The organism is Acinetobacter sp. YH12201 (assembly GCF_013418145.1).
Taxonomy (GTDB): Bacteria; Pseudomonadota; Gammaproteobacteria; order Pseudomonadales; family Moraxellaceae; genus Acinetobacter.
The window spans coordinates 27,766-47,652 of sequence record NZ_VPCP01000006.1; the positions used below are offsets into that span (position 1 = coordinate 27,766).

Below are 19,887 nucleotides of genomic sequence, written 5' to 3' on the forward strand. Positions count from 1 at the left end.
CTCACAAAACTAGGTTGGGGGATACGAATGAAAAAAATGCTTATTGCGCTGAGTTTATCTGGCGCACTTTTAGGTGGTTCTGTTGCATGGGCTGAAGAAGCGCTAACAGCAGCATCCACTCCTTCTGAAAATGTAGTAGTCACTGAAACTACTGATCCATCTTTAACAACAAATTCCGAATTGGCTGCAGCCCCTGCTCCAGCTGAACCAGCAGCACCTGCCGAAGAAGAACCAAAATTAGATACAGGTGACACGTCATGGATTTTAGTGTCTACAGCTCTGGTTTTATTGATGACCATTCCGGGACTCGCATTATTTTACGGCGGTATGGTTCGTAAGAAAAACGTACTGGGCACCATGGCACATAGCTTTGTTGCGGCAGCCGTTGTCAGTATTACCTGGGTGGTGATTGGTTATACCCTGGCCTTTGGCAGTGGCAATGCTTTTATTGGTAACCTGGATAAAATCATGCTATCCGGCATTACCACAGATGCCTTAACCGGAACGATTCCAGAAATTCTGTTTGTCATTTTCCAAATGACATTTGCCATCATTACTGTAGCCATTATTACAGGTTCGATTGCAGAACGTATGAAATTTGGAGCTTTCGTTGCCTTCATTACCATTTGGAGCATCGTGGTTTACGCGCCAATTACCCACTGGGTATGGGGCGGCGGCTGGTTAGCGAATGATGGCGCACTCGACTTTGCTGGTGGTACGGTGGTTCATATCAACTCGGGTGTTGCAGGTCTGGTTGCTGCTTACATGCTGGGTAAACGTATGGGTCTGGGCCGTGAATCGATGGCTCCGCATAACCTGACTTTAACCGTAATTGGTGCAAGCCTGGTATGGGTCGGCTGGTTTGGTTTCAATGGCGGTTCTGCACTCGGCGCAAACGGTTCAGCAGGTTATGCATTGATCGTAACCCAAGTTGCAGCAGCGGCAGCAGCCATTGCCTGGTTGATCACTGAAAAAGTGATTCGTGGTAAAGCTTCTGTATTGGGTGGTGCATCTGGCGCAGTTGCAGGTTTGGTGGTCATTACGCCGGCAGCAGGTTTCGTGACTGTAGGCGGTGCATTGGCGATGGGTTTGATCGGTGGTGTGGTGTGCTTCTGGGGTATTACAGCGCTTAAACGTGCACTGAAAGCGGATGACTCTCTGGATGCCTTTGGTCTGCATGGTGTAGGTGGTATTGTCGGTGCAATCCTGACTGCGGTATTTGCCAGTGAATTCATTATGGGCGATAAAGTGCCGACAGACATGATGCATCAATTATGGGTGCAACTTGAAGGTGTACTGGCAACCATTGCTTACTCTGCAGTATTGACCTTTATCATTCTGAAAGTGATTGATCTGGTCATCGGTATCCGTGTTGCGAGTGATGACGAACGTATGGGTCTGGACCTGAGTCAACATGGCGAACGTGTAGAATAATATAAAAACCCAAAATCAATATATTGTGTAAAACAGCCCGTCAGGGCTGTTTTTTTTCCATATCTTGCGTAAGTCTCTACAAAGGGCAGAATTTTTGCTACACTCTGAATCCGATTTGATTTGTTCAATTAAACCGCTATGCACTGTCCATTTTGCAACGCTGCAGATAGTAAAGTGATCGATTCGCGTTTGGCTGCTGAAGGTTGCCAGATTCGCCGACGTCGTGAATGTATCAGCTGCGGAGAACGTTTTACCACCTTTGAAACCTATGAAGTGGTGATGCCCCGGGTGATTAAATCTGATGGTAAGAGTGAACCGTTTGACGAAGCAAAAATGCGTCGTTCCCTGATGCATGCTCTGCAAAAAAGGCCGGTGACCCAGGAACAGATTGAAACCGTACTCAGCGATATCCAGTTGCAAATTCGTCGTTTAGGTGAGCGCGATGTAAAATCCCGTACTATTGGCGAAATTGTGATGCAGGCTTTATTTGCCCTTGATCATGTCGCGTATGTCCGTTTTGCTTCAGTCTATCAAGACTTTCAGGATGTTGAAGCCTTCCGTCGTCAAATTGAACAGATGCAGCAGCGCGAACACTAAATCGAACACTAAAATTATATTTTCCAAGAGTCATGCAATGTCCGAGTTAAAACAAGATTCCATTCAGCCAGATCAGCTCTGGATGCAGCGTGCAATCGAATTGGCACGACTTGGACAATATTCCACTAAACCCAATCCTAATGTCGGCTGTGTTATCGTCAAAAATGGTCAACTGGTCGGTGAGGGCTTCCATCCGAAGGCCGGACAACCGCATGCAGAAGTATTTGCCATGCGTCAGGCCGGTGAGCAAGCCAAAGGCGCAACAGCTTATGTCACTTTGGAGCCGTGTGCGCATTATGGCCGTACACCGCCGTGTGCCAAAGGTCTGGTCGAAGCTGGAATTGCAAAAGTGATTGTGGCCTGTCCGGACCCGAATCCCTTAGTGGCGGGTAAAGGCGTGCAGATTTTAAAAGATGCCGGTATTGACGTCAGTGTTGGTATTTGCGAACAAGAAGCAGAAAAACTCAATCTGGGTTTTTTAAAAACCATGGCCACTGGCATGCCTTATGTGCGTTTAAAAGTCGCTTCCAGCCTGGATGGTCGAACCGCCATGGCATCGGGTGAATCGAAATGGATTACCGGAAGCGAGGCCCGTCAGGATGTACAGCACTGGCGTGCCATTTCCGGTGTGGTGATTACTGGCATTGAAACGGTACTTGCCGATGACTGCCAGCTGAATGTGCGTCAGCTGAATGGCATTGCAGATATCAGTACGATTGTGCAGCCCAAACGTCTGGTACTGGATCGCCAGGGACGTTTGCCGCTGACTGCAAAAATACTGCAGCAGCCCGAAACGCTCATGGTGATGGGACCGTTTCGTCAGGAACTGGCCGATTTGGGCGTGCTACAATTGCCAGTACAGCCTTTAAAAGACTTGCTACAGACCTTATCTACCCAACATCAGGTTTATGATGTGCTGGTGGAAGCAGGGGCAACATTATCCACGGCCTTTTTACAGGCACAGCTGGTGGATGAAATGATCAGCTATGTTGCACCGACCTTTTTAGGTCAAACCGCTCGTGCGATGTTTAATGCGGAATTCGACCGTATGGCAGAGCAACTTCGATTTAAGCTCATCGACCTGGTTCAAGTCGGGAATGATGTGCGCTTAAGGTTAATCCCTTCTCAAGAGACAGTATGAATTCAGAGTCTTCGGTTTATCATAAACGTCGTCATTCAGCACGTACTACAGATGAATACCTTTTCAACCAGCTTGTTCCGTATTTAGGCAATAAACGCCGGTTACTGCATCTGATTTTGGAAGCGCTTGAGAGTACGGGAACCTTAAATAATCATAATGGTCGTGCGCCAATTTTTGCTGACTTTTTTGCCGGTTCCGGCGTGGTTTCGCGTCTGGCGCGACAAAATGGCTATCGGGTCATTGCCAATGACTGGGAACCCTACAGCCATGCGTTAAATAGCGCGATTTTGTCCTGTGTCGAAGCACCAGCATTTAAAGAGCTGGGGGGTTATCAAAAAGCGATTGATTATCTGAACCGTTTGCCGGAAGTCAAAGGCTGGGTGACGCATAACCTGTGTCCGCGCAATGACGAAATTTATGATCCGACCCGCGACCGTCTGTTCTTTAAACGCCGTAATGGCATGCGTATTGATGCCATCCGCCAGCAGATTGCCACCTGGCAGGCACAAGGTGCGATTGATGATGTGGAAATGTCGGCATTACTGGCTCCCTTGCTGTATTCCGCCAGTTTCGTCAGTAATACTTCTGGGGTATTTAAAAGTTTCCACCATGGCTGGGGTGGTAAAACCCAAACGGCTCTGGAACGGATTGAATCCTTACTTTGGCTGACCCCAAGCCGTTTCTGTGAAATCGGCGACCCGAAAAAACCGGCCGCGGAAATGTGGTGTGTTGATGCCCAGCATCTGGCCAACCAGATGAGTCATTTTGAAGTCGATATCGCTTATCTGGACCCACCGTATAACCAGCATGCCTATAGCAGTAACTATCATGTGCTAAATGCCTTGACGCTGTGGGATCAGGTAGATTTGCCGAGTCCAGACACCAAAGGCTTTAAAAGCGGGATTGACCGGGCATGGCGTAAAGAACGTCCGAGCCAGTACAATTCTTCCAAGCATGCCAAAGAAGCCTATGAAAAATTATTGGCAACCATTAATGCACGTTATATTCTGACCAGCTATTCGACCGATGGTAATATTGAAGCGGGCGATTTGCTGCAGGCTAACTTGAAGCGTGGTCGCGTCACCTTGCTGACCCAAGATGTACCGCGTTACCGGGTGAGCAAGCAGCGCCAGTCAGAACGCGCACGTGTGCTAGAATTTATTGTCATCACCGATACCCATGCCAAATCGGGTCCGCCATTACGTCAACTCTTGGGTCAGCTGTATCATTTTGCTGAGCTTGGCGGTGTGGATACGACCGGTGTAAGTACGCAACTGGCATTGTGGTAAAACAACGACAGAATTAGAGAAAAAGTTATGTTTACAGGCATTATTGAAAGTCTAGGTAAAGTAGAAAGCTTGCAAAATGTGGGTGGTGATGTGCGTCTGCGTATTGGCACCGACCTCGACATGTCTGATGTGCATTTGGGCGATTCGATTGCCACCAACGGGATCTGCCTGACTGTGATTGAATGGGGCGAAAACTGGTATGCTGCTGACGTTTCACGTGAAAGTCTGAATCGAACTACTTTAGGTACCTGGAAAGTCGGTCAGCCGGTTAATGTGGAAAAAGCCATGTTGCCAACCACCCGTTTTGGTGGACATATTGTCAGTGGTCATGTCGATGCAGTGGGTGAAATCACGCTGGTACGTGAAGATGCCCGTTCCATTTATTATGAGGTAACGGCTCCGGCTGAAATTGCCAAATATCTGGCAGAAAAAGGCTCGGTCACGGTAGATGGCATTAGTCTGACCATTAACCACCTGCGTGGCAATATTATCAGTCTGAACCTGATTCCGCATACGGCAGAACGAACCAATATTGGCACCTGGAAAACCGGCGCCAAAGTGAATTTGGAAGTCGATGTTTTAGCGCGTTATATCGAGCGTTTAATGCTGGGGGATAAAGCTGCTGAAGTCAAAGAGCAATCCAAATTAAGCATGGCATTTTTAGCAGAAAATGGCTTCTTGAAATAAAACATCTTAGAATAGAAAACAGTCTGATTGAAAAGTCAGGCTGTTTTTTTTGTTTTTTGTTTTTATTTTTAATAAGTTATGAAAATAATGTGGTTAAAGTGAGTAGCTGAAGATGCTTGATTTTCTAATGCATATTGAACAATGGTTACCTACTTTGCTGGATCAGTATGGTTTGTGGATCTATGCCATTTTATTTCTGATTATCTTTGCAGAAACCGGTTCCGTATTTATGTTCTTCTTGCCGGGAGACAGCCTGCTGATTGCGATTGGTGCCCTCTGCTCAACCACAGATGTGATCCATTTAAATACCATGGGGCTGTTGCTGTTTAGTGCTGCGGTACTGGGTTATATTGTCAATTATTATACTGGGCAGATTTTGGGGTTTAAGTTTTTCCATGAACATTCACGCTACTTAAAACCGACCTATATCGTAAAAACCAACCATTATTTTACCAAGCATGGCGGTAAAACCATTCTGATGGCTCGCTTTGTTCCATTTGTACGTTCATTTGCGCCCTTTGCTGCTGGGGCAGGGCACATGAATCTCTTGAGTTTTATGCTGTATAACGTGGCCGGTGGTTTAATCTGGATTGCGGTATTATTGAGTATAGGCTACGGTGCCGGGAATATACTGGGTCTAGCAGTGAACCTGTTTTAATTTAGGATGCTTGGGATTTAGATTCCAGCAGCATTTCACATGATTGGCTCAAAAAAAAGTCCACCGAAATGGACTTTTTTTTGTCATGGCAACAATATTTAAAAAATACCTGAAGTCGCCATGCTGAAACTCAAGTGCCAGGTTTTTCCGAAGATAAATTAGAGTTCTTTAAAATATAGTCAATTTCTTCCTGACTGGCTTGATGCAACTTGGCGCGAAATACAGTCACCGCTTGCTCAATCAGCGTTTCAGCTTCCAATTCCAGACGCAAACGCAGGCTTTCCAGCTCCGATAATATTTCATGGTCAGCAATAGAGAACATGCCCTTGGCAAAATTCAAGGCCGGGCCCGCAGGGTTCTTGTGATAACGTGCAGTATAGGTTTGCGTTTCATGCTCTATATTTTGACGTATAAAAGCCAAGGTATGAACCTGCTCGGCAAATTGTCTTTCTTCGTCTAGCTGTAATGCCCGTGCATAAGCCGCCTGTTCGGCACGCTTATTTTCCAGCGACTGTTCCAGTGCACGTTGCTTGCGCAAGCGCGCTTCTTCAATCAGCTGGGCCTTACGTTCGGCATAGGCATGTTCAATCTTTTCATAAGATTGCTGCTGGGCTTCTTTGTCTTTTTCTAGCCACTTCTGAATATTGGTTTCAGGTTTGAGGACATTGCAGACGCGGTGTAGGTCATCAATAAATGCCTGACGAACAGCCTCAGGTACGTTTAACCAGCGCTGTTTAAAATCTTGACCGACATTTAATGCCACCACATCTCTCCTTATTTCCATTGATCGGTTAAAGCTTGAACGTTCGAGGCTCAATACCTAAGCGTCGATATTGTTTAAATTTTTCACGACCCAGTTGTTTTGCCGATTCATTATTTTCGATGATTTCTATAATGTGACTAAATTTATCAATCTGTTCAAGGGCTTGATTGTTAAAATTAAACACAATCCAGTCAGACTCTTGCGGCAGGCGGGATGAAATGCAAATGCTAGCCTGTTCCTGATCAATGCCATGCGGAATAAAACTGCCAGGATCAAAACTCCACAACTGTTCATCAAGCTGCTGCTGCAAGTCGGTATTTTCGCAATATAACCAGATCTGTGCCGGCTGTTTCAGAATCTTGCGGCACAAACGGCAAGTGCTTTGCACTTGCCGTTCATTGCTTTTTTCAAACAGGTAAAAGCTGACTTTAGCCATTTGACTGCGCACGATTGGCCAGGAACTGAACCAGTAATGGTACAGGACGACCGGTTGCACTTTTGGCTGTACCTGAGTTCCAAGCTGTACCGGCAACATCCAGATGCGCCCAGCGGTATTCACGGGTAAAGCGTTGCAAGAAACAAGCAGCCGTCACAGAACCGGCTTTCGGTCCACCAATATTGGCAATATCGGCAAATGGTGAATCCAACTGTTCCTGATAGTCTTCAATCACCGGCATGCGCCATACCCGGTCAAATGAAGCCTGGCCTGCAGCGGTAATTTCAGCAGCCAATTCGTCATCCGGGGTAAATAAACCTGACAACACTGAACCCAAGGCCACCACGCAGGCACCGGTCAAGGTTGCAATATCAATCACCAGCGCCGGATTGAAACGCTTGATGTATGTCAGGGTGTCGCATAGCACCAAACGGCCTTCTGCATCGGTATTTAAAATTTCCACCGTTTGTCCACTCATGGTGGTCACGATATCACCTGGACGGGTGGCATGACCTGAAGGCATGTTTTCAGCAGCGGCAATGGCACCGACCACATGAATTGGCAGTTTAGATTCACACAGGGCACGGATGGTGCCGAGAACGGATGCTGCGCCGCACATGTCAAATTTCATCTCATCCATGCCCAGACCCGGTTTGAGTGAAATGCCGCCGGTATCAAAGGTTACGCCTTTACCGACCAGTACCACAGGTGCCTGTTCGGTATGGGCTTTATATTCGAGGGTAATCACACGACCTGGACGGTTTGAACCTTTGCTCACCGCCAGGAAGGCATTCATGCCCAAGTCTGCCATTTGCTGTTCATTAATCACAGTGACTTTCAGCAAGTCCGGATATTGTGCTGCCAAGGCTTGGGCCTGTTCGGCTAAATATTCAGGGAAACAGATATTACCTGGGCGATTGCCTAAATCACGGGCCAAATTTTGACCGGATTGCACTGCATGAATCAAAGATAATTGTTGCGGGTTTAATGTGCTGTTTTCGGCAATCAGATGAATTTCTTCAAGGATAAATTCATTTTTCTTCGATTTGTACTCATCAAATGCATAACTGGCCTGAGTCAGCGCCAGTGCAAATAAATAATGCTGTTCAGGGGCTAGGGCAGAAATATCAATACTGATCTGTTTGAATTTTTTTTGTGACTCTTTGATAATATTTTGTGCGATTTTTGCTAATTTGGTCGGCTGAATTTCAGCTGCTTTATCTAGGCCAATCAGCGTGGTATTGGTACAGGCAGCCACTTTGCCGATCAGGGTTAAAGATTCGCATAGACTCGCCTTGAATTGTGCAGCTTCGACTAAACTATTTAAATCATTGATTTGATAAGTGGTCGAGGCCTTTTGCAGCTGTTCGGAATCTACTAATATCAATAAACATGGGCTAGATGCATTCTCTTGGAATGACGTATTAATGGTCAGTTTCATGTGCTGTATTCATGCCTTGGAAAGATTGCAAATCATTAAACCATTGAAACATTTCTATGAATAGGGTTTCAATGCGCAACAACAGTATAGGTTTTATATTTTCACCATTCGGGTAAACTAGCGCTAGTTTTATTTGTTTCTTTTTTGGGAAGAATTAATTTGATTATTCGGCGTTATCTGGTCAAGCAAGTGCTGTCTACCTCCCTGGTGGTCATTGCTTTATTGACCTTAATCATGATGGGTGGTCGGCTGATCAAGTTTTTTGGTGTGGCGGCACAAGGTCGTTTAGATACCAGTATTTTGTTTAGCATTATTGGTTATCGACTGCCAGAATTTTTAACATTAATTCTTCCGCTCGGCTTTTTCATTGGTCTGATGCTGGTGTTTGGCCGTCTCTACGTCGATCATGAGATGGCAGTCATGAATGGTAGTGGCATCAGCCGTAATCAGTTGGGACGTTTGCTGATTCCACTGACTGTGGTTTTTCTTGCGGTTCAAACAGTATTGATGGTGTGGATGTCCCCTTGGGGACTACGTCACTTTGAAGAACTGATCACCAATCAGGCGGTGAGAACCGGTTTCGATTTGGTCCGCCCCAAAGAGTTTATTTCCTCTGGTCCCTATACCATTTATGCAGGGGATTTGTCGGAAGATCGTCATAATTTAAAAGATGTGTTTTTCTATCAGCGTGCTGAAAAACCGGGCAAACCTGATGTCATGATTTTGGCGAAGGAAGCCACCCGTGTAGAAGTGGCTAATGAAACGGCCAGTATTGTGGATTTGGTAGAAGGGCGCCGTTATGAAATTTTCCCGGGAACACCGAAATATACACAAGCAGAGTTTCAATCTTATCGTTTACGTTTAGAAAGTGATCAAGAAGCAAAATTTGAAAGTGCTGAAGTGGAAGCCTTACCAATTGCCAAACTTTGGAACAACCGCAATGATCCTGTCGTTGTGAGTGAATTGGGCTGGCGTCTCTTCGTACCCTTTTCCATTGTGGTTGCCTTAATGCTGGCGATTGCACTGTGTGAAGTAAGCCCACGTCAGGGACGTTATTTAAAACTGTTCCCGGCCTTACTGATTTTTGCCAGTCTGATTGTGGCTCTGATGGCGGTCAAAACGCGCATCAGTAAAGATGAAATGGGCATCTGGGCCTATCCTTTGGTGTTGCTGGCCTATGCTGTTGCCGCAGCACTGTTTTCCCGGAAACAGAAACTGGCACCCAAAATCAAGAAACGAATTCAGCAGGTGAGGTCTTAAAATGTTAGCACGTCGAATAGTCGCCAAACATGTGACCAAAACCACGGCACTTGCCATGCTGGGTGCAACCGCAGTGCTCTCTGTTTTACAGGTGCTGTTCACCTATTTGGGTGAATTGGGTTCGCTGAACGAAAACTATGGGGCTTGGCAGGCATTTCTCTATGTATTATGGGGTGCACCGCGTTATCTCTATGAGATTTTGCCGATCTCTGCCCTGATTGGGGCGGTGCTGGGTTTAGGTACTCTGGCTTCCAATAGTGAGCTGGTGGTGATGCGCTCGGTGGGCATCAGCCTGTGGCGTATTGTGGGCTGGGTGATTCGTTCAGCGCTGATTCTGGTGGTGTTATCCTTTGTCTTAAGTGAATGGGTGATTCCGTATACCAATGAACAGGCCAAAAGTGTCAAAGATCACCGTAGCGCCAGTGCATTGGGTGAGGTGAGGGGCTACTGGACCCGTGAAGGCCAGCGTTTTATTTATATTGATTATGCCAATGCACAAGGCCAGCTTCAGCGTGTTCAGGTGGTCGACTTTGATGACAATTATTATCTGAAAGGTGTACTGAATGCAGAACAGGGCCAGTTCATTAAAGATGGTGACTGGAAGCTGCAGCAGGCAACCCAGATGGATATTCTGCCACAAGGCAATTCTACTCTGCTACAGAGCGCACAGCTACCGCTGGCTTTAGCCCTGCAACCGAAATATGTGCATATGGTCACCATTGACCCTGAGGATTTATCTCCAAGTCAACTGGTAAGTTTTATGAGCTATATGCGTGAATATAGCCAGATTCCGAAAACCTACCAGCTGGCATTCTGGCAAAAAGTCGGTTCGCCATTTGCCTTGATTGCCTTGGTGCTCATTGCCTGTTCCTTTATTTTTGGTCCCTTACGTCAACAGTCGATGGGTTTCCGTCTGGTCATTGCCTTGTTTATTGGCTTGGGATTCTTCTATCTGCAGGACTTTCTGGGCTATGCCAGTCTGGTCTATTCACCATCACCAGCCTGGTTCGTGTTTGTGCCGATTGTGCTGATGCTGCTGGTCGGTGGTTATTTGCTGCGCCGTGCACGTTAAACTGCTCCGACAGTGATAAAAAGAATGTGCATGATCAGCTTTAGTCATGATCTGCACATAGAGTCTTGACCGAAAATTCGGTAAGATATGACGATGAAATTGTAAACAAAAGAGTGTTCATTATGACGGATGCAACTGCTGGCAAAATCCCTCACGTATTGGTAATTATGGATGGTGTGGGTCATCGCGAAGCGGTCGAAGACAATGCTTTCCTGGCAGCAAAACGACCTAACTTAACGGCTATGCAACAAAAGCATCCACATGGTTTGATTTCAGGTTCAGGTGAAGATGTCGGCCTGCCTGATGGTCAAATGGGCAACTCTGAAGTGGGTCATATGAACCTGGGTGCAGGTCGAGTGCTGTATCAGGATTTCACTCGCATTACCAAAGACATCCGTAGCGGTGCTTTTTTTGAGCACGAAGTGCTGGTCGATGCCGTTGAAAAAGCCAAAGCTGCGAATGGCGCAGTCCATATTATGGGCTTGTTGTCGCAAGGTGGCGTGCATTCGCATGAAGACCATATTGTAGCCATGGCTGAACTGGCACTGAAACGTGGTGCAAACGTTTATCTGCATGCTTTCCTGGACGGTCGTGATACACCGCCTAAAAGTGCACAGCCATCTCTAGAAAAACTCGATGCATTGTTTGCCCAATATCCGGGTCAAGGCCGTATCGCCACCCTGATCGGCCGTTACTTTGCCATGGACCGTGACAACCGTTGGGATCGTGTAGAACAGGCCTACCGTCTGCTGACTGAAGGTGAAGCAGTACGTACCGCTGCAACAGCCGTTGAAGGTCTGGAACAGGCTTATGCAGCTGAAGAAAGCGATGAATTTGTCAAAGCCACCCGTATCGGTGATGTGGCGAAAATTCAGGATGGCGACAGTGTAGTGTTTATGAACTTCCGTGCCGACCGTGCGCGTGAAATCACCAAGGCCTTTGTCGAAAAAGATTTTGCTGGTTTTGAACGTAAAGTGGTTCCAAACCTGTCTAAATTTGTGATGTTGACCCGTTACCAGGCGACCATTGATGCACCTGTGGCCTACATGCCTGAAGCGCTGAAAAACTCGATTGGCGAGTATTTATCAAGTCTGGGTAAAACACAGCTGCGTATTGCCGAAACAGAAAAATATGCCCATGTGACTTTCTTCTTCAGTGGTGGTCGTGAAGATGAATATCCAGGTGAAAAACGCATTTTGATTCCATCTCCAAGCGTTGCCACTTATGACCTGAAACCGGAAATGAGTGCTTTCGAGGTGACTGATGAACTGGTTGCTGCGATTAATTCGGGTGAATATGACTTATTGGTTGTGAACTATGCCAATGGTGATATGGTGGGGCATACCGGTGTATTCGATGCCGCAGTGAAAGCAGTGGAAGCAGTAGATACATGCCTCGGTCGTGTCTATGAAGCGGTGATGGCACAAAAAGGTCATATGCTGATCACCGCCGATCATGGTAATGTAGAGCAAATGCAGGACTACCGAAGTGGTCAGGTCCATACTCAACATACCACTGAACTGGTTCCGTTTATTTATGTCGGCCCAACTTCTGCAACCATTGCTGAAGGTGGTGTACTTGCAGATGTCGCACCGACATTGTTGAACCTCATGCAAATTCCTGTACCTGAAGAAATGAAAGGTCGTAATTTGATTACTTTAAAATCATAAAAAATTTCGTATAAACAGGTGGATGGATGGCTTTACAGCGCTGGAAAAAGGTTGTCATTTTAACAACGTTATTCATGTGTGTGAGCCATTCCGCTTTTGCTGCGGTAAAAGGCAAGGGCCAGCCTGTTTTAGATTTTGATGATGAAGCTGAACAGAACTATGCTGAAGTTCCGGTGGAATCGATTCAGCAGTTCGTGCAGATTTATAGCATTGTCAAAGAAAATTATGTCGATGAAAAAAATGATGAAGCCTTATTTCAACAGGCGATTAAAGGTCTGGTCAGTGGACTCGATCGTTATTCCCGTTATTTAAGTCCAGAAGAATATAAGCAGTTATTACAATACACTGAAGGGGATATCGCCTCTGTCGACTTTGAACTGACCTATGATCCGCAATTGCATCAATGGGTCATTCAAGGCTTAAAGGAAAATGCAGATTCAACCAAGCAAGGTTTGCGCAATGGGGTCAGTGTATTCAAGATTGATGACCAGGAACTGAAAAAATTCAATCATGATCAGGTGAATAGCTTGCTGAATGGTTCGATTGGTTCGACCTTAAGCTTACAGCTGGCACAAAATAGCAAGCCGTTGATTTTAGTTCGTAATAAAAAAATAGAAACCGATATTCAGGCAACCTTATTGCATAATCAGGTGCTGGTGATCAAGGTCAGGGTGTTTCAGCAAGATACAGCCAATGAAATCAAACGCTTGATTGAAGAGTATTCTTCTTCACGCTTGAAAACGGTGTTATTGGATTTAAGAAATAACCCTGGCGGATTGTTGTCCGCTGCGGTTGAATCGGCTGATCTGTTTTTGAACCAGGGAATCATTGTTTCAACCAAAAGCCGTTCCGAAGGCGACCAGCAGTTTCAGGCCCTGCCCAGTTTTGAGTTTCAGAATTTAAAGTTGGGTATTTTAATCAATAACCGTTCTGCCTCTGCCGCTGAAGTCTTTACTGCCGCGATGAAAGATCATGGCCGTGCCTGGGTGATCGGGGATAAGAGTTACGGAAAAGGGGTGGTACAAAAACTGTTCCCACTTTCCAACGGTGCAGCTTTACAGATGACGGTATCGCATTACTACACTCCTAAAGGGCAGATGATTGAAGGGGTAGGTATTCAGCCCAATCAACACTATCTGCAACATGAAATGAAAGAAGAAAACTATCTAGAACATGTTGCAGAGATCATTTTAACTCATAAATAAAACGGCCTGATCCTTAAAAAATGGTCTAGTCCTCGTCGGTATCTAAACCAAATTTTTTCAGTCGATAACGCAAGGAACGGAAAGACATGCCCAGTTTCTTGGCAGCCAGTGTTCTGTTCCAATGGGTTAAATTTAATGCATTGAGTAAAATATCTTTTTCAATATTTTCCAGATAAAGCTCCAAACCTTCATCGGGTAATTTCTTGGAAGACATCACGATGTCACTGCGCAAGCTGTGCGGGTCTTCCGTTACCTCTGGCACTGCTACAGTAGGGTAGCGTAAAGGTGCGCTTTGCAGGTGTTGCAAATCGATTCTTTCATCATCGCTTAAGGTAATGGCGCGTTCAATAATATTGCGCAGTTCGCGGACATTGCCGGGATAATACTGACTCAGTAAAAAGCTTTTCGCACGATCAGTCAGCTGTTTTTGCGGAATATCCCATTCCTGACTAATTTTCTGAATAAAGTGATGCGCCAATAAAATAATATCGTCACCGCGGTCACGCAGTGGAGGCAAGACCAGATCCATGACATGGATACGGAAAAACAAGTCCTGTCTAAAGCGGCCTTGCTGAACCAGGGCTTCCAGATCCTGGTGGCTGGCACTAATCACCCGGAAATCGACATCAATTTCACCATCTGAGCCGACTGGACGAATCCGTTTTTCCTGTACGGCACGCAGCAGTTTAACCTGCATGTTTAAAGGCAGTTCGGCAATTTCATCCAGAAACAGACTGCCGCCGTGGGCAGACTGAATTAGACCCTGTTTGTCTTGTGTAGCGCCGGTAAAGCTGCCTTTTTTATGCCCGAACAGTTCGCTTTCCATCAATTCAGTCGGAATGGCGCCGCAGTTAATGGCAATAAAAGGACCTTCATTACGGTTACTGAGGCGATGCACCAGATTGGCAATGACTTCTTTTCCCGTTCCGGATTCACCGGTAATAAAAACAGGTGCCTGAGAGCGGGCAATTTTATTTAAGGTCACCCGTAACTGTTGAATTGGCAGTGACTGTCCAATTAACAGTTTTTGCTCCAGGCTATCTTCCTTGATCTGCAAATGTTCTTGTGGTTTGTTAAAGGCTTTTTGCAGGAGCTGCTCCAGATGCTTCTGATTCACGGGTTTGCTGACAAAATCGAAGGCACCGGCTTTGAGTGCTGCGATGGCAATTTCCATATTGCCATATGCCGTCAGTACCGCCACGGGTACGGATGGAAAGTGCTGGTTAATCCATTCCACCAGTTGCAGTCCATTGCCGTCCGGTAAATTTAAATCGGTTAGACAGGCATCATAGCGGTATTCGGACAAGAATTTTTTGGCCTGTTCCAGACGATAGGCAATATGGGTTTTAATTCCAATACGAGATAACGACATTTGCATGAGGGTACACAAATCTTCCTCATCATCCACCAATAAGACAAGTGGTTGTTGTTCCACAATACACCCCAGCAATTTTCATTTATAAAGCAACTTGCAGGCATTCTATCCGAAAGCATGCTCCCTGTTCTTGTTTTACATAGTTCAGTTTTGCCTGATTGGCTTCACAAAAACTATGTGATAAGTACAATCCTAAACCTGTTCCTGTGATTTCGGTACTAAAAAAAGGTTGAAATAAATAAGCCAAATCCTTGGATGCAACGCCCGCGCCAAAATCACGAACATCAATACGCACATTGTTGTCATGTAAGTAAACATTCAACTCGATATGTGAATGCTCGGGTGCATTATGTCGAATGGCATTGCGAATCAGGTTAATCAGCACTTGACGAAGTTGTGCCTCGTCAAAATGCACAAAAATATTACCTTGAACAGTATATTTAATTTGGGGCGCAATATCAGCCAAATCTTCCAGAATCAGTAGAGGAATAAACTGTTTCAACTCAATGGTTGAGGGGTGGGTTTCTTTATTGCGCACCATATTCAGCGTGTCTTGTATAATTCGGTCAATACGCTGTGTCTGCTTGGAAATCATCCGGCTTAAGGCCGCCTGTTGATGCGGGTCGCTATCACTCAAAAGTTCATTAGCCTGAACAATCGCGGCTAAAGGATTGCGAATTTCATGAGCAATACTGGCGGACAGTTGCCCGAGTGCCGCGAGTTTTAATTGTTGTACACGTTGATTGAGTTTGGTGGCATCCTGCAATACCAACAATGTCAGGGTTTGTTGTGGCACCATGAGTTTTTGCACTTCAATATGCATATGATAATGGCTAAGCTGTGACTCAAACTGAAATTTTTCCCCATCCCGCAGTTGATCAAATTTAAGCAATTCAAATAAATCCGGCTGAGCCTTGTATAAGGGATATTTGTCATAGGCATAGAGCGGAGGAATGCCTAAAAGCAGGCAGGCAGCAGGATTGCTCAGCACAATATGACAGTTTTCATCTAAAACCAGATACCCCAGTTCGATCTGTTCCAGAATATAGCGATTCAGGTTTTGCAGCCGGTTTAACTCCAAAGACTGCGAAAAATTTAAATTTTCAAGCAGTTGAAAGCGTTTTACTGCAATTTGCCCACTGCCATACACCACTAAAAACAAAAAAGCCAATATCGCACTGTTGCCAATATTATTCAGTGAAGAAAAATCAAAAATACTGCCTAAAAAAAGCTGATAAATCACACTGATCACGGCAATCAGGGTAATGATCAAAGCCTTTTGGGCATCGAGTAATAAAGATGCTGCGAAGATGGTAATCACAAACAGCAAACTCAATTGCAGGTTCGGGCCATCTACCGCGAGGGTGAGCAAGCTTAAAGCAATGACATCGACAACAAATAACAGCGGGAGTTGCTGGGCAGTTTTAAAGCGTATGCTTTTGAGTATGATTAACTGGATAAAACTTGCCGATACGTAGCCGATTAGCACGTAAAGATAAAGCTGCGGATAGTGATAATCTGAGTTTAAGCGCTGAGACGTGAGTAAGAAAATCAGCAGAAGACTGGTCGCAATAATGAGTCTATAGGTGCTATACCAAATACCTAAATGATATTGGTTAAACTCTAAAGTATAGCTATTTTGCGTCATGCATGTCTTCTAGCAAGCCAAAGGGCCTTAAGGTTTAATCAGGCCATAGCGAATGGCCAGATGAGTCAATTTGACATCACTATCCAGATTCAGTTTTTCGAAGATGCGGTAACGGTAAGTATTCACCGTTTTAACACTGACAAAAAGTTTATCGGCAATTTCCTGGGCACTAATACAATTTACCACCATCATTGCGACCTGCATTTCGCGTTCCGACAAGGCATCGAAAGGAGATTGCTGGGTATCGGAAAGGTAAGAACTGGCCAGCTGTTCGGCAATGTCGGCACTGAAATATTTTCCGCCTTGCATGACCTTGTTGATGGCACGTACCATTTCGGAAACCGGTGCACCTTTGGTGATATAGCCTTTCGCCCCGGCTTTCAGTAATAAGGAAGGATAGGGTTCCTCCGCCAGACCACTGACGGCCAGTACTTTGGTTTCAGGGGCTGTTTGCAATAGGCGTCGGGTAGTTTCTACCCCGCCAATGCCCGGCATGTTGACATCCAGCAAAACGACATTCGGATGATGATGACGGACTAAGTTAATCGCTTCTTCACCAGATTCAGCCTGACCAATCACTTGAACATCCGCATGGTCTTCGAGCATACGGCAAATTCCGGTACGTACCAATTCATGGTCATCTACCACTAAAACTGTGATCACCTAGTTCTCCCTCATCTCAAAAAAATGCATTTTTTTGTTACATAAAGCAAAATAAGCTTGCAATGAAATGACAAAATTAGCAATCCTATTCTTTATCTTTCCATTAAATGTTATACACAATGTTGTGAGTAACAAAAAGTGTTCATATTTGTGTTTAAATGTAAGCATTTTTGAGGGAATATACAAATGTATATTGCCTTCTTGAGTTGAGTAAATCACCGTGAAAAATTCGAAAAAATCTTTAATGCATGTGCTAGGCATATCGATTCTGCTAGGCATAAGTTCAACCAGTTTTGCTGAGCTGGTGATGGATGCGTCTAAAGGGGCGGGACAAGCGACGTTAAACTGGTCCTCTGAAGATGTGAGTCAATTATTAAACGGTGATGCTTCAGCTGAAGAAGTCTCTCCACAAGGTTCAACAAAAGTAACCACTTCTGTACGCAGTTCAAATGCTGCAGCTACTCATTCTGCACCCAAGGCTGTACAGATTTTAAATAATTCCAGCTATGGCAATCAGCCTTCGGTGAATGCCCGTGCTGCTTTGGTGATGGATGGCCAGACAGGTGAGGTTTTATACAGTAAAAATAGTAATACTGCCTTTCCAATTGCTTCCCTAACCAAGCTGATGACTGCTGTGGTCATTGCTGATGCGCGTTTAAACATGTCTGAGACAATTACCTTACAACAGGCTGACTTTTCTTGTTTAGGCTGTAAGAGTTCAAGCTCAACGCTCCGTGCGGGTGATAGCATGAATCGCGCTGAAGCTTTACTGTTTGCTTTAATGAAGTCTGAGAATCCGGCTGCTTCTGCATTGGCACGTACTTATCCAGGGGGACGTTCGGCTTTCATCGCAGCGATGAACAAAAAAGCCAAAGCACTTGGAATGAATTCAACCCATTATCTGGAGTCAACAGGTTTGAACCCGGGCAATGTGTCTTCAGCACGTGACCTTGGTATTTTGGTCAATACTGCATCGCAATATGGTTTGATTCGCCAGTTCTCGACCACTCCAAGCTATGACTTTAACCTTGGTTACCGAGTATTGAAATCGAACAATACCAATGCGTTAGTACGTAATGGTGGTTGGAATATCAATATTTCCAAAACCGGTTATATCAATGAAGCAGGACGTTGTGTAGCCATGCATACCACTTTAAATAACCGTCCGGCTGTGGTTGTGCTTCTTGGAGCAGATTCTTCTGCCGCACGTACCAATGATGCCACCCGTTTAATGACTTGGGTTAGCCAGTTACCCAAGCGTATTTAAGGCTGAATTTGGAGAAGTCTTCAAATCTACTCAACGTTTGAATGCTTCTAAATGAAAAAAACCCTGCGATCGCAGGGTTTTTTTCTTTGGTCTACATATGCATTACATATTAGAAAGAATAGACTCTTTCACTTGATCCATAGAGGCATCGATAGACAACATCACGGCATCAGAACATTGTTTGATTGCTGTATCAGGGTCTTTCAGGCCATTACCGGTTACTGTACATACGATAACAGAACCTTCAGCAATTTTACCTGCTTTAATATCACGAATCGCACCACCAATAGACGCTGCAGAAGCAGGTTCTACGAATACACCTTCATACATAGAAAGTAAGCGTTGTGCTTCCAAGATTTCAGTATCAGTTAGTTCATCGAACCAGCCTTTTGAATCACGTACCACCGCTTTGGCATGATGCCAGCTTTGCGGGTTACCAATACGAATCGCTGTAGCTACAGTTTCAGGGTTTTCAACCGGTGCACCACGCAGGAACGGCGCAGCACCAGATGCCTGGTAACCGACCATGGTTGGCAAGCCTTCAGGTTTAGGGCCAGTGAACTGATCAGTTGCAGCATCATAAACCACTTGTTCAAACTGCTCTTTAGGCTGGTTGGCAACAGCTTCAGTATAACCCATCCAGTGAGCCGTGATGTTACCTGCGTTACCCACTGGCAAGCAGTGATAATCAGGCGCACGACCTAACTCATCCACGATTTCATAAGCAATGGTTTTTTGACCTTGCAAACGGTAAGGGTTGATTGAGTTTACAATCGTCACAGGTGCTTGGTCAGCCACTTCTTTGACCAGACGCATACCGTCGTCGAAGTTACCGCGGATTTGCATGGTGACAGCACCATACATCATCGCTTGTGCCATTTTGCCCATGGCAATTTTGCCTTCTGGAATGAGCACAAATGCTTTGATACCAGCACGGGCAGCATAAGCGGCTGCAGCAGCAGAAGTGTTACCGGTAGAAGCACAGATAATCGCTTTAGAGCCTTCTTCAACTGCTTTAGTAACCGCCATGGTCATACCACGGTCTTTAAATGAACCAGTCGGGTTTAAGCCCTCGTACTTCACATAAATTTCAACATTTTTGCCAATAATGCGTGGAATGTTCTCAAGCTTGATCAGTGGCGTATTCCCTTCGCCTAAAGAGATTGCGCGAGTAGTTGCAGACACTGGTAAACGGTCGCGATAGCGGTCAACTAAACCAGTATAACGATTGGCATTAGACATGATGATGTTCCAATTGTGTGTAGAGCTTGGCAAGGGGAA

The 19,887-nt window shown here is 45.4% G+C and carries 18 protein-coding genes; 11 read left to right on the forward strand and 7 right to left on the reverse strand.

The features are described 5' to 3' along the window. Nucleotides 1-27: 27 nt before the first annotated feature. From FTU91_RS02675 to FTU91_RS02700, 6 genes are all read left to right on the forward strand, one after another. Nucleotides 28-1,434 carry an ammonium transporter gene (locus FTU91_RS02675; RefSeq protein WP_180080831.1) on the forward strand — a complete coding sequence of 469 codons (1,407 nt, stop codon included), beginning with the start codon at nt 28-30 and terminating at the stop codon, nt 1,432-1,434. A gap of 138 nt (nt 1,435-1,572) precedes the next feature. Continuing rightward, complete coding sequence (gene nrdR, locus FTU91_RS02680; protein WP_086174158.1) at nt 1,573-2,031, forward strand: transcriptional regulator NrdR; 459 nt, start codon at nt 1,573-1,575, stop codon at nt 2,029-2,031. 37 nt (nt 2,032-2,068) lie between these two features. Then, nucleotides 2,069-3,172, forward strand: coding sequence for a bifunctional diaminohydroxyphosphoribosylaminopyrimidine deaminase/5-amino-6-(5-phosphoribosylamino)uracil reductase RibD (gene ribD / locus FTU91_RS02685; protein WP_180042633.1), 1,104 nt, complete (start codon nt 2,069-2,071; stop codon nt 3,170-3,172). Then, nucleotides 3,169-4,461, forward strand: a complete 1,293-nt coding sequence (locus FTU91_RS02690; protein ID WP_166169613.1) for a DNA adenine methylase — start codon at nt 3,169-3,171, stop codon at nt 4,459-4,461. The genes ribD and FTU91_RS02690 overlap by 4 nt, the downstream gene beginning before the upstream one ends. 27 nt (nt 4,462-4,488) lie before the next feature. Next, nucleotides 4,489-5,148 carry a riboflavin synthase gene (locus FTU91_RS02695; protein ID WP_180080833.1) on the forward strand — a complete coding sequence of 220 codons (660 nt, stop codon included), beginning with the start codon at nt 4,489-4,491 and terminating at the stop codon, nt 5,146-5,148. A 112-nt stretch (nt 5,149-5,260) separates the two neighbouring features. Further along, on the forward strand, nt 5,261-5,806 hold the full coding sequence (locus tag FTU91_RS02700) for a VTT domain-containing protein (protein WP_180080835.1): 546 nt from the start codon (nt 5,261-5,263) through the stop codon (nt 5,804-5,806). Nucleotides 5,807-5,936: 130 nt separating this feature from the next. On the opposite strand, the gene FTU91_RS02705 is transcribed toward FTU91_RS02700, so the two are convergent. The 3 genes from FTU91_RS02705 to FTU91_RS02715 are packed head-to-tail and all read right to left on the reverse strand — an operon-like array spanning nt 5,937 to nt 8,446. Further along, on the reverse strand, nt 5,937-6,572 hold the full coding sequence (locus FTU91_RS02705; protein ID WP_349927960.1) for a hypothetical protein: 636 nt from the start codon (nt 6,570-6,572) through the stop codon (nt 5,937-5,939). A 25-nt stretch (nt 6,573-6,597) separates the two neighbouring features. Continuing rightward, nucleotides 6,598-7,005 (reverse strand): DNA polymerase III subunit chi, encoded by a 408-nt coding sequence (locus FTU91_RS02710; RefSeq protein ID WP_086195170.1) that lies wholly within the window; start codon nt 7,003-7,005, stop codon nt 6,598-6,600. Then, nucleotides 6,998-8,446: a leucyl aminopeptidase gene (locus FTU91_RS02715; protein ID WP_180080839.1), complete on the reverse strand. Its 1,449-nt coding sequence runs from the start codon at nt 8,444-8,446 to the stop codon at nt 6,998-7,000. The genes FTU91_RS02710 and FTU91_RS02715 overlap by 8 nt, the downstream gene beginning before the upstream one ends. A gap of 159 nt (nt 8,447-8,605) precedes the next feature. Between FTU91_RS02715 and lptF the strand changes: the two genes are divergently transcribed. From lptF to FTU91_RS02735, 4 genes are all read left to right on the forward strand, one after another. Further along, a complete protein-coding gene (gene lptF / locus FTU91_RS02720) occupies nt 8,606-9,706 on the forward strand; it encodes an LPS export ABC transporter permease LptF (protein ID WP_166169605.1) in 1,101 nt (366 codons plus the stop codon). 1 nt (nt 9,707) lies between these two features. After that, nucleotides 9,708-10,778 (forward strand): LPS export ABC transporter permease LptG, encoded by a 1,071-nt coding sequence (gene lptG, locus FTU91_RS02725; RefSeq protein ID WP_180080841.1) that lies wholly within the window; start codon nt 9,708-9,710, stop codon nt 10,776-10,778. 122 nt (nt 10,779-10,900) lie between these two features. After that, nucleotides 10,901-12,448, forward strand: coding sequence for a 2,3-bisphosphoglycerate-independent phosphoglycerate mutase (gene gpmI / locus FTU91_RS02730; RefSeq protein WP_180080843.1), 1,548 nt, complete (start codon nt 10,901-10,903; stop codon nt 12,446-12,448). Nucleotides 12,449-12,474: 26 nt separating this feature from the next. Further along, the gene (locus tag FTU91_RS02735) at nt 12,475-13,653 is read left to right on the forward strand and encodes a S41 family peptidase (RefSeq protein ID WP_086195175.1); all 1,179 of its coding nucleotides are present in this window, start codon (nt 12,475-12,477) and stop codon (nt 13,651-13,653) included. Between the two features lie 25 nt (nt 13,654-13,678). On the opposite strand, the gene FTU91_RS02740 is transcribed toward FTU91_RS02735, so the two are convergent. Genes FTU91_RS02740 through FTU91_RS02750 form a run of 3 tightly spaced genes read right to left on the reverse strand, consistent with a single transcriptional unit; the run spans nt 13,679 to nt 17,339 of the window. Then, complete coding sequence (locus FTU91_RS02740) at nt 13,679-15,091, reverse strand: sigma-54 dependent transcriptional regulator (RefSeq protein ID WP_180080877.1); 1,413 nt, start codon at nt 15,089-15,091, stop codon at nt 13,679-13,681. Nucleotides 15,092-15,110: 19 nt separating this feature from the next. Beyond that, nucleotides 15,111-16,676 (reverse strand): PAS domain-containing sensor histidine kinase, encoded by a 1,566-nt coding sequence (locus tag FTU91_RS02745; protein ID WP_180080845.1) that lies wholly within the window; start codon nt 16,674-16,676, stop codon nt 15,111-15,113. A 27-nt stretch (nt 16,677-16,703) separates the two neighbouring features. Further along, the gene (locus FTU91_RS02750) at nt 16,704-17,339 is read right to left on the reverse strand and encodes a response regulator (protein ID WP_092819249.1); all 636 of its coding nucleotides are present in this window, start codon (nt 17,337-17,339) and stop codon (nt 16,704-16,706) included. Between the two features lie 220 nt (nt 17,340-17,559). Here FTU91_RS02750 and FTU91_RS02755 point away from each other — a divergent pair, with 220 nt between their 5' ends. After that, nucleotides 17,560-18,606 carry a serine hydrolase gene (locus tag FTU91_RS02755; protein ID WP_180080847.1) on the forward strand — a complete coding sequence of 349 codons (1,047 nt, stop codon included), beginning with the start codon at nt 17,560-17,562 and terminating at the stop codon, nt 18,604-18,606. Between the two features lie 102 nt (nt 18,607-18,708). On the opposite strand, the gene thrC is transcribed toward FTU91_RS02755, so the two are convergent. After that, complete coding sequence (gene thrC, locus FTU91_RS02760) at nt 18,709-19,848, reverse strand: threonine synthase (RefSeq protein WP_180080849.1); 1,140 nt, start codon at nt 19,846-19,848, stop codon at nt 18,709-18,711. Between the last annotated feature and the right edge of the window lie 39 nt (nt 19,849-19,887).

Bases quoted from the DNA above. Each gene is read 5' to 3' on its own strand.
- FTU91_RS02675 (WP_180080831.1), top strand. From the start codon at position 28: ATGAAAAAAATGCTTATTGCGCTGAGTTTATCTGGCGCACTTTTAGGT.
- nrdR (WP_086174158.1), top strand. From the start codon at position 1,573: ATGCACTGTCCATTTTGCAACGCTGCAGATAGTAAAGTGATCGATTCG.
- ribD (WP_180042633.1), top strand. From the start codon at position 2,069: ATGTCCGAGTTAAAACAAGATTCCATTCAGCCAGATCAGCTCTGGATG.
- FTU91_RS02690 (WP_166169613.1), top strand. From the start codon at position 3,169: ATGAATTCAGAGTCTTCGGTTTATCATAAACGTCGTCATTCAGCACGT.
- FTU91_RS02695 (WP_180080833.1), top strand. From the start codon at position 4,489: ATGTTTACAGGCATTATTGAAAGTCTAGGTAAAGTAGAAAGCTTGCAA.
- FTU91_RS02700 (WP_180080835.1), top strand. From the start codon at position 5,261: ATGCTTGATTTTCTAATGCATATTGAACAATGGTTACCTACTTTGCTG.
- FTU91_RS02710 (WP_086195170.1), bottom strand. From the start codon at position 7,005: ATGGCTAAAGTCAGCTTTTACCTGTTTGAAAAAAGCAATGAACGGCAA.
- FTU91_RS02715 (WP_180080839.1), bottom strand. From the start codon at position 8,446: ATGAAACTGACCATTAATACGTCATTCCAAGAGAATGCATCTAGCCCA.
- lptG (WP_180080841.1), top strand. From the start codon at position 9,708: ATGTTAGCACGTCGAATAGTCGCCAAACATGTGACCAAAACCACGGCA.
- gpmI (WP_180080843.1), top strand. From the start codon at position 10,901: ATGACGGATGCAACTGCTGGCAAAATCCCTCACGTATTGGTAATTATG.
- FTU91_RS02735 (WP_086195175.1), top strand. From the start codon at position 12,475: ATGGCTTTACAGCGCTGGAAAAAGGTTGTCATTTTAACAACGTTATTC.
- FTU91_RS02745 (WP_180080845.1), bottom strand. From the start codon at position 16,676: ATGACGCAAAATAGCTATACTTTAGAGTTTAACCAATATCATTTAGGT.
- thrC (WP_180080849.1), bottom strand. From the start codon at position 19,848: ATGTCTAATGCCAATCGTTATACTGGTTTAGTTGACCGCTATCGCGAC.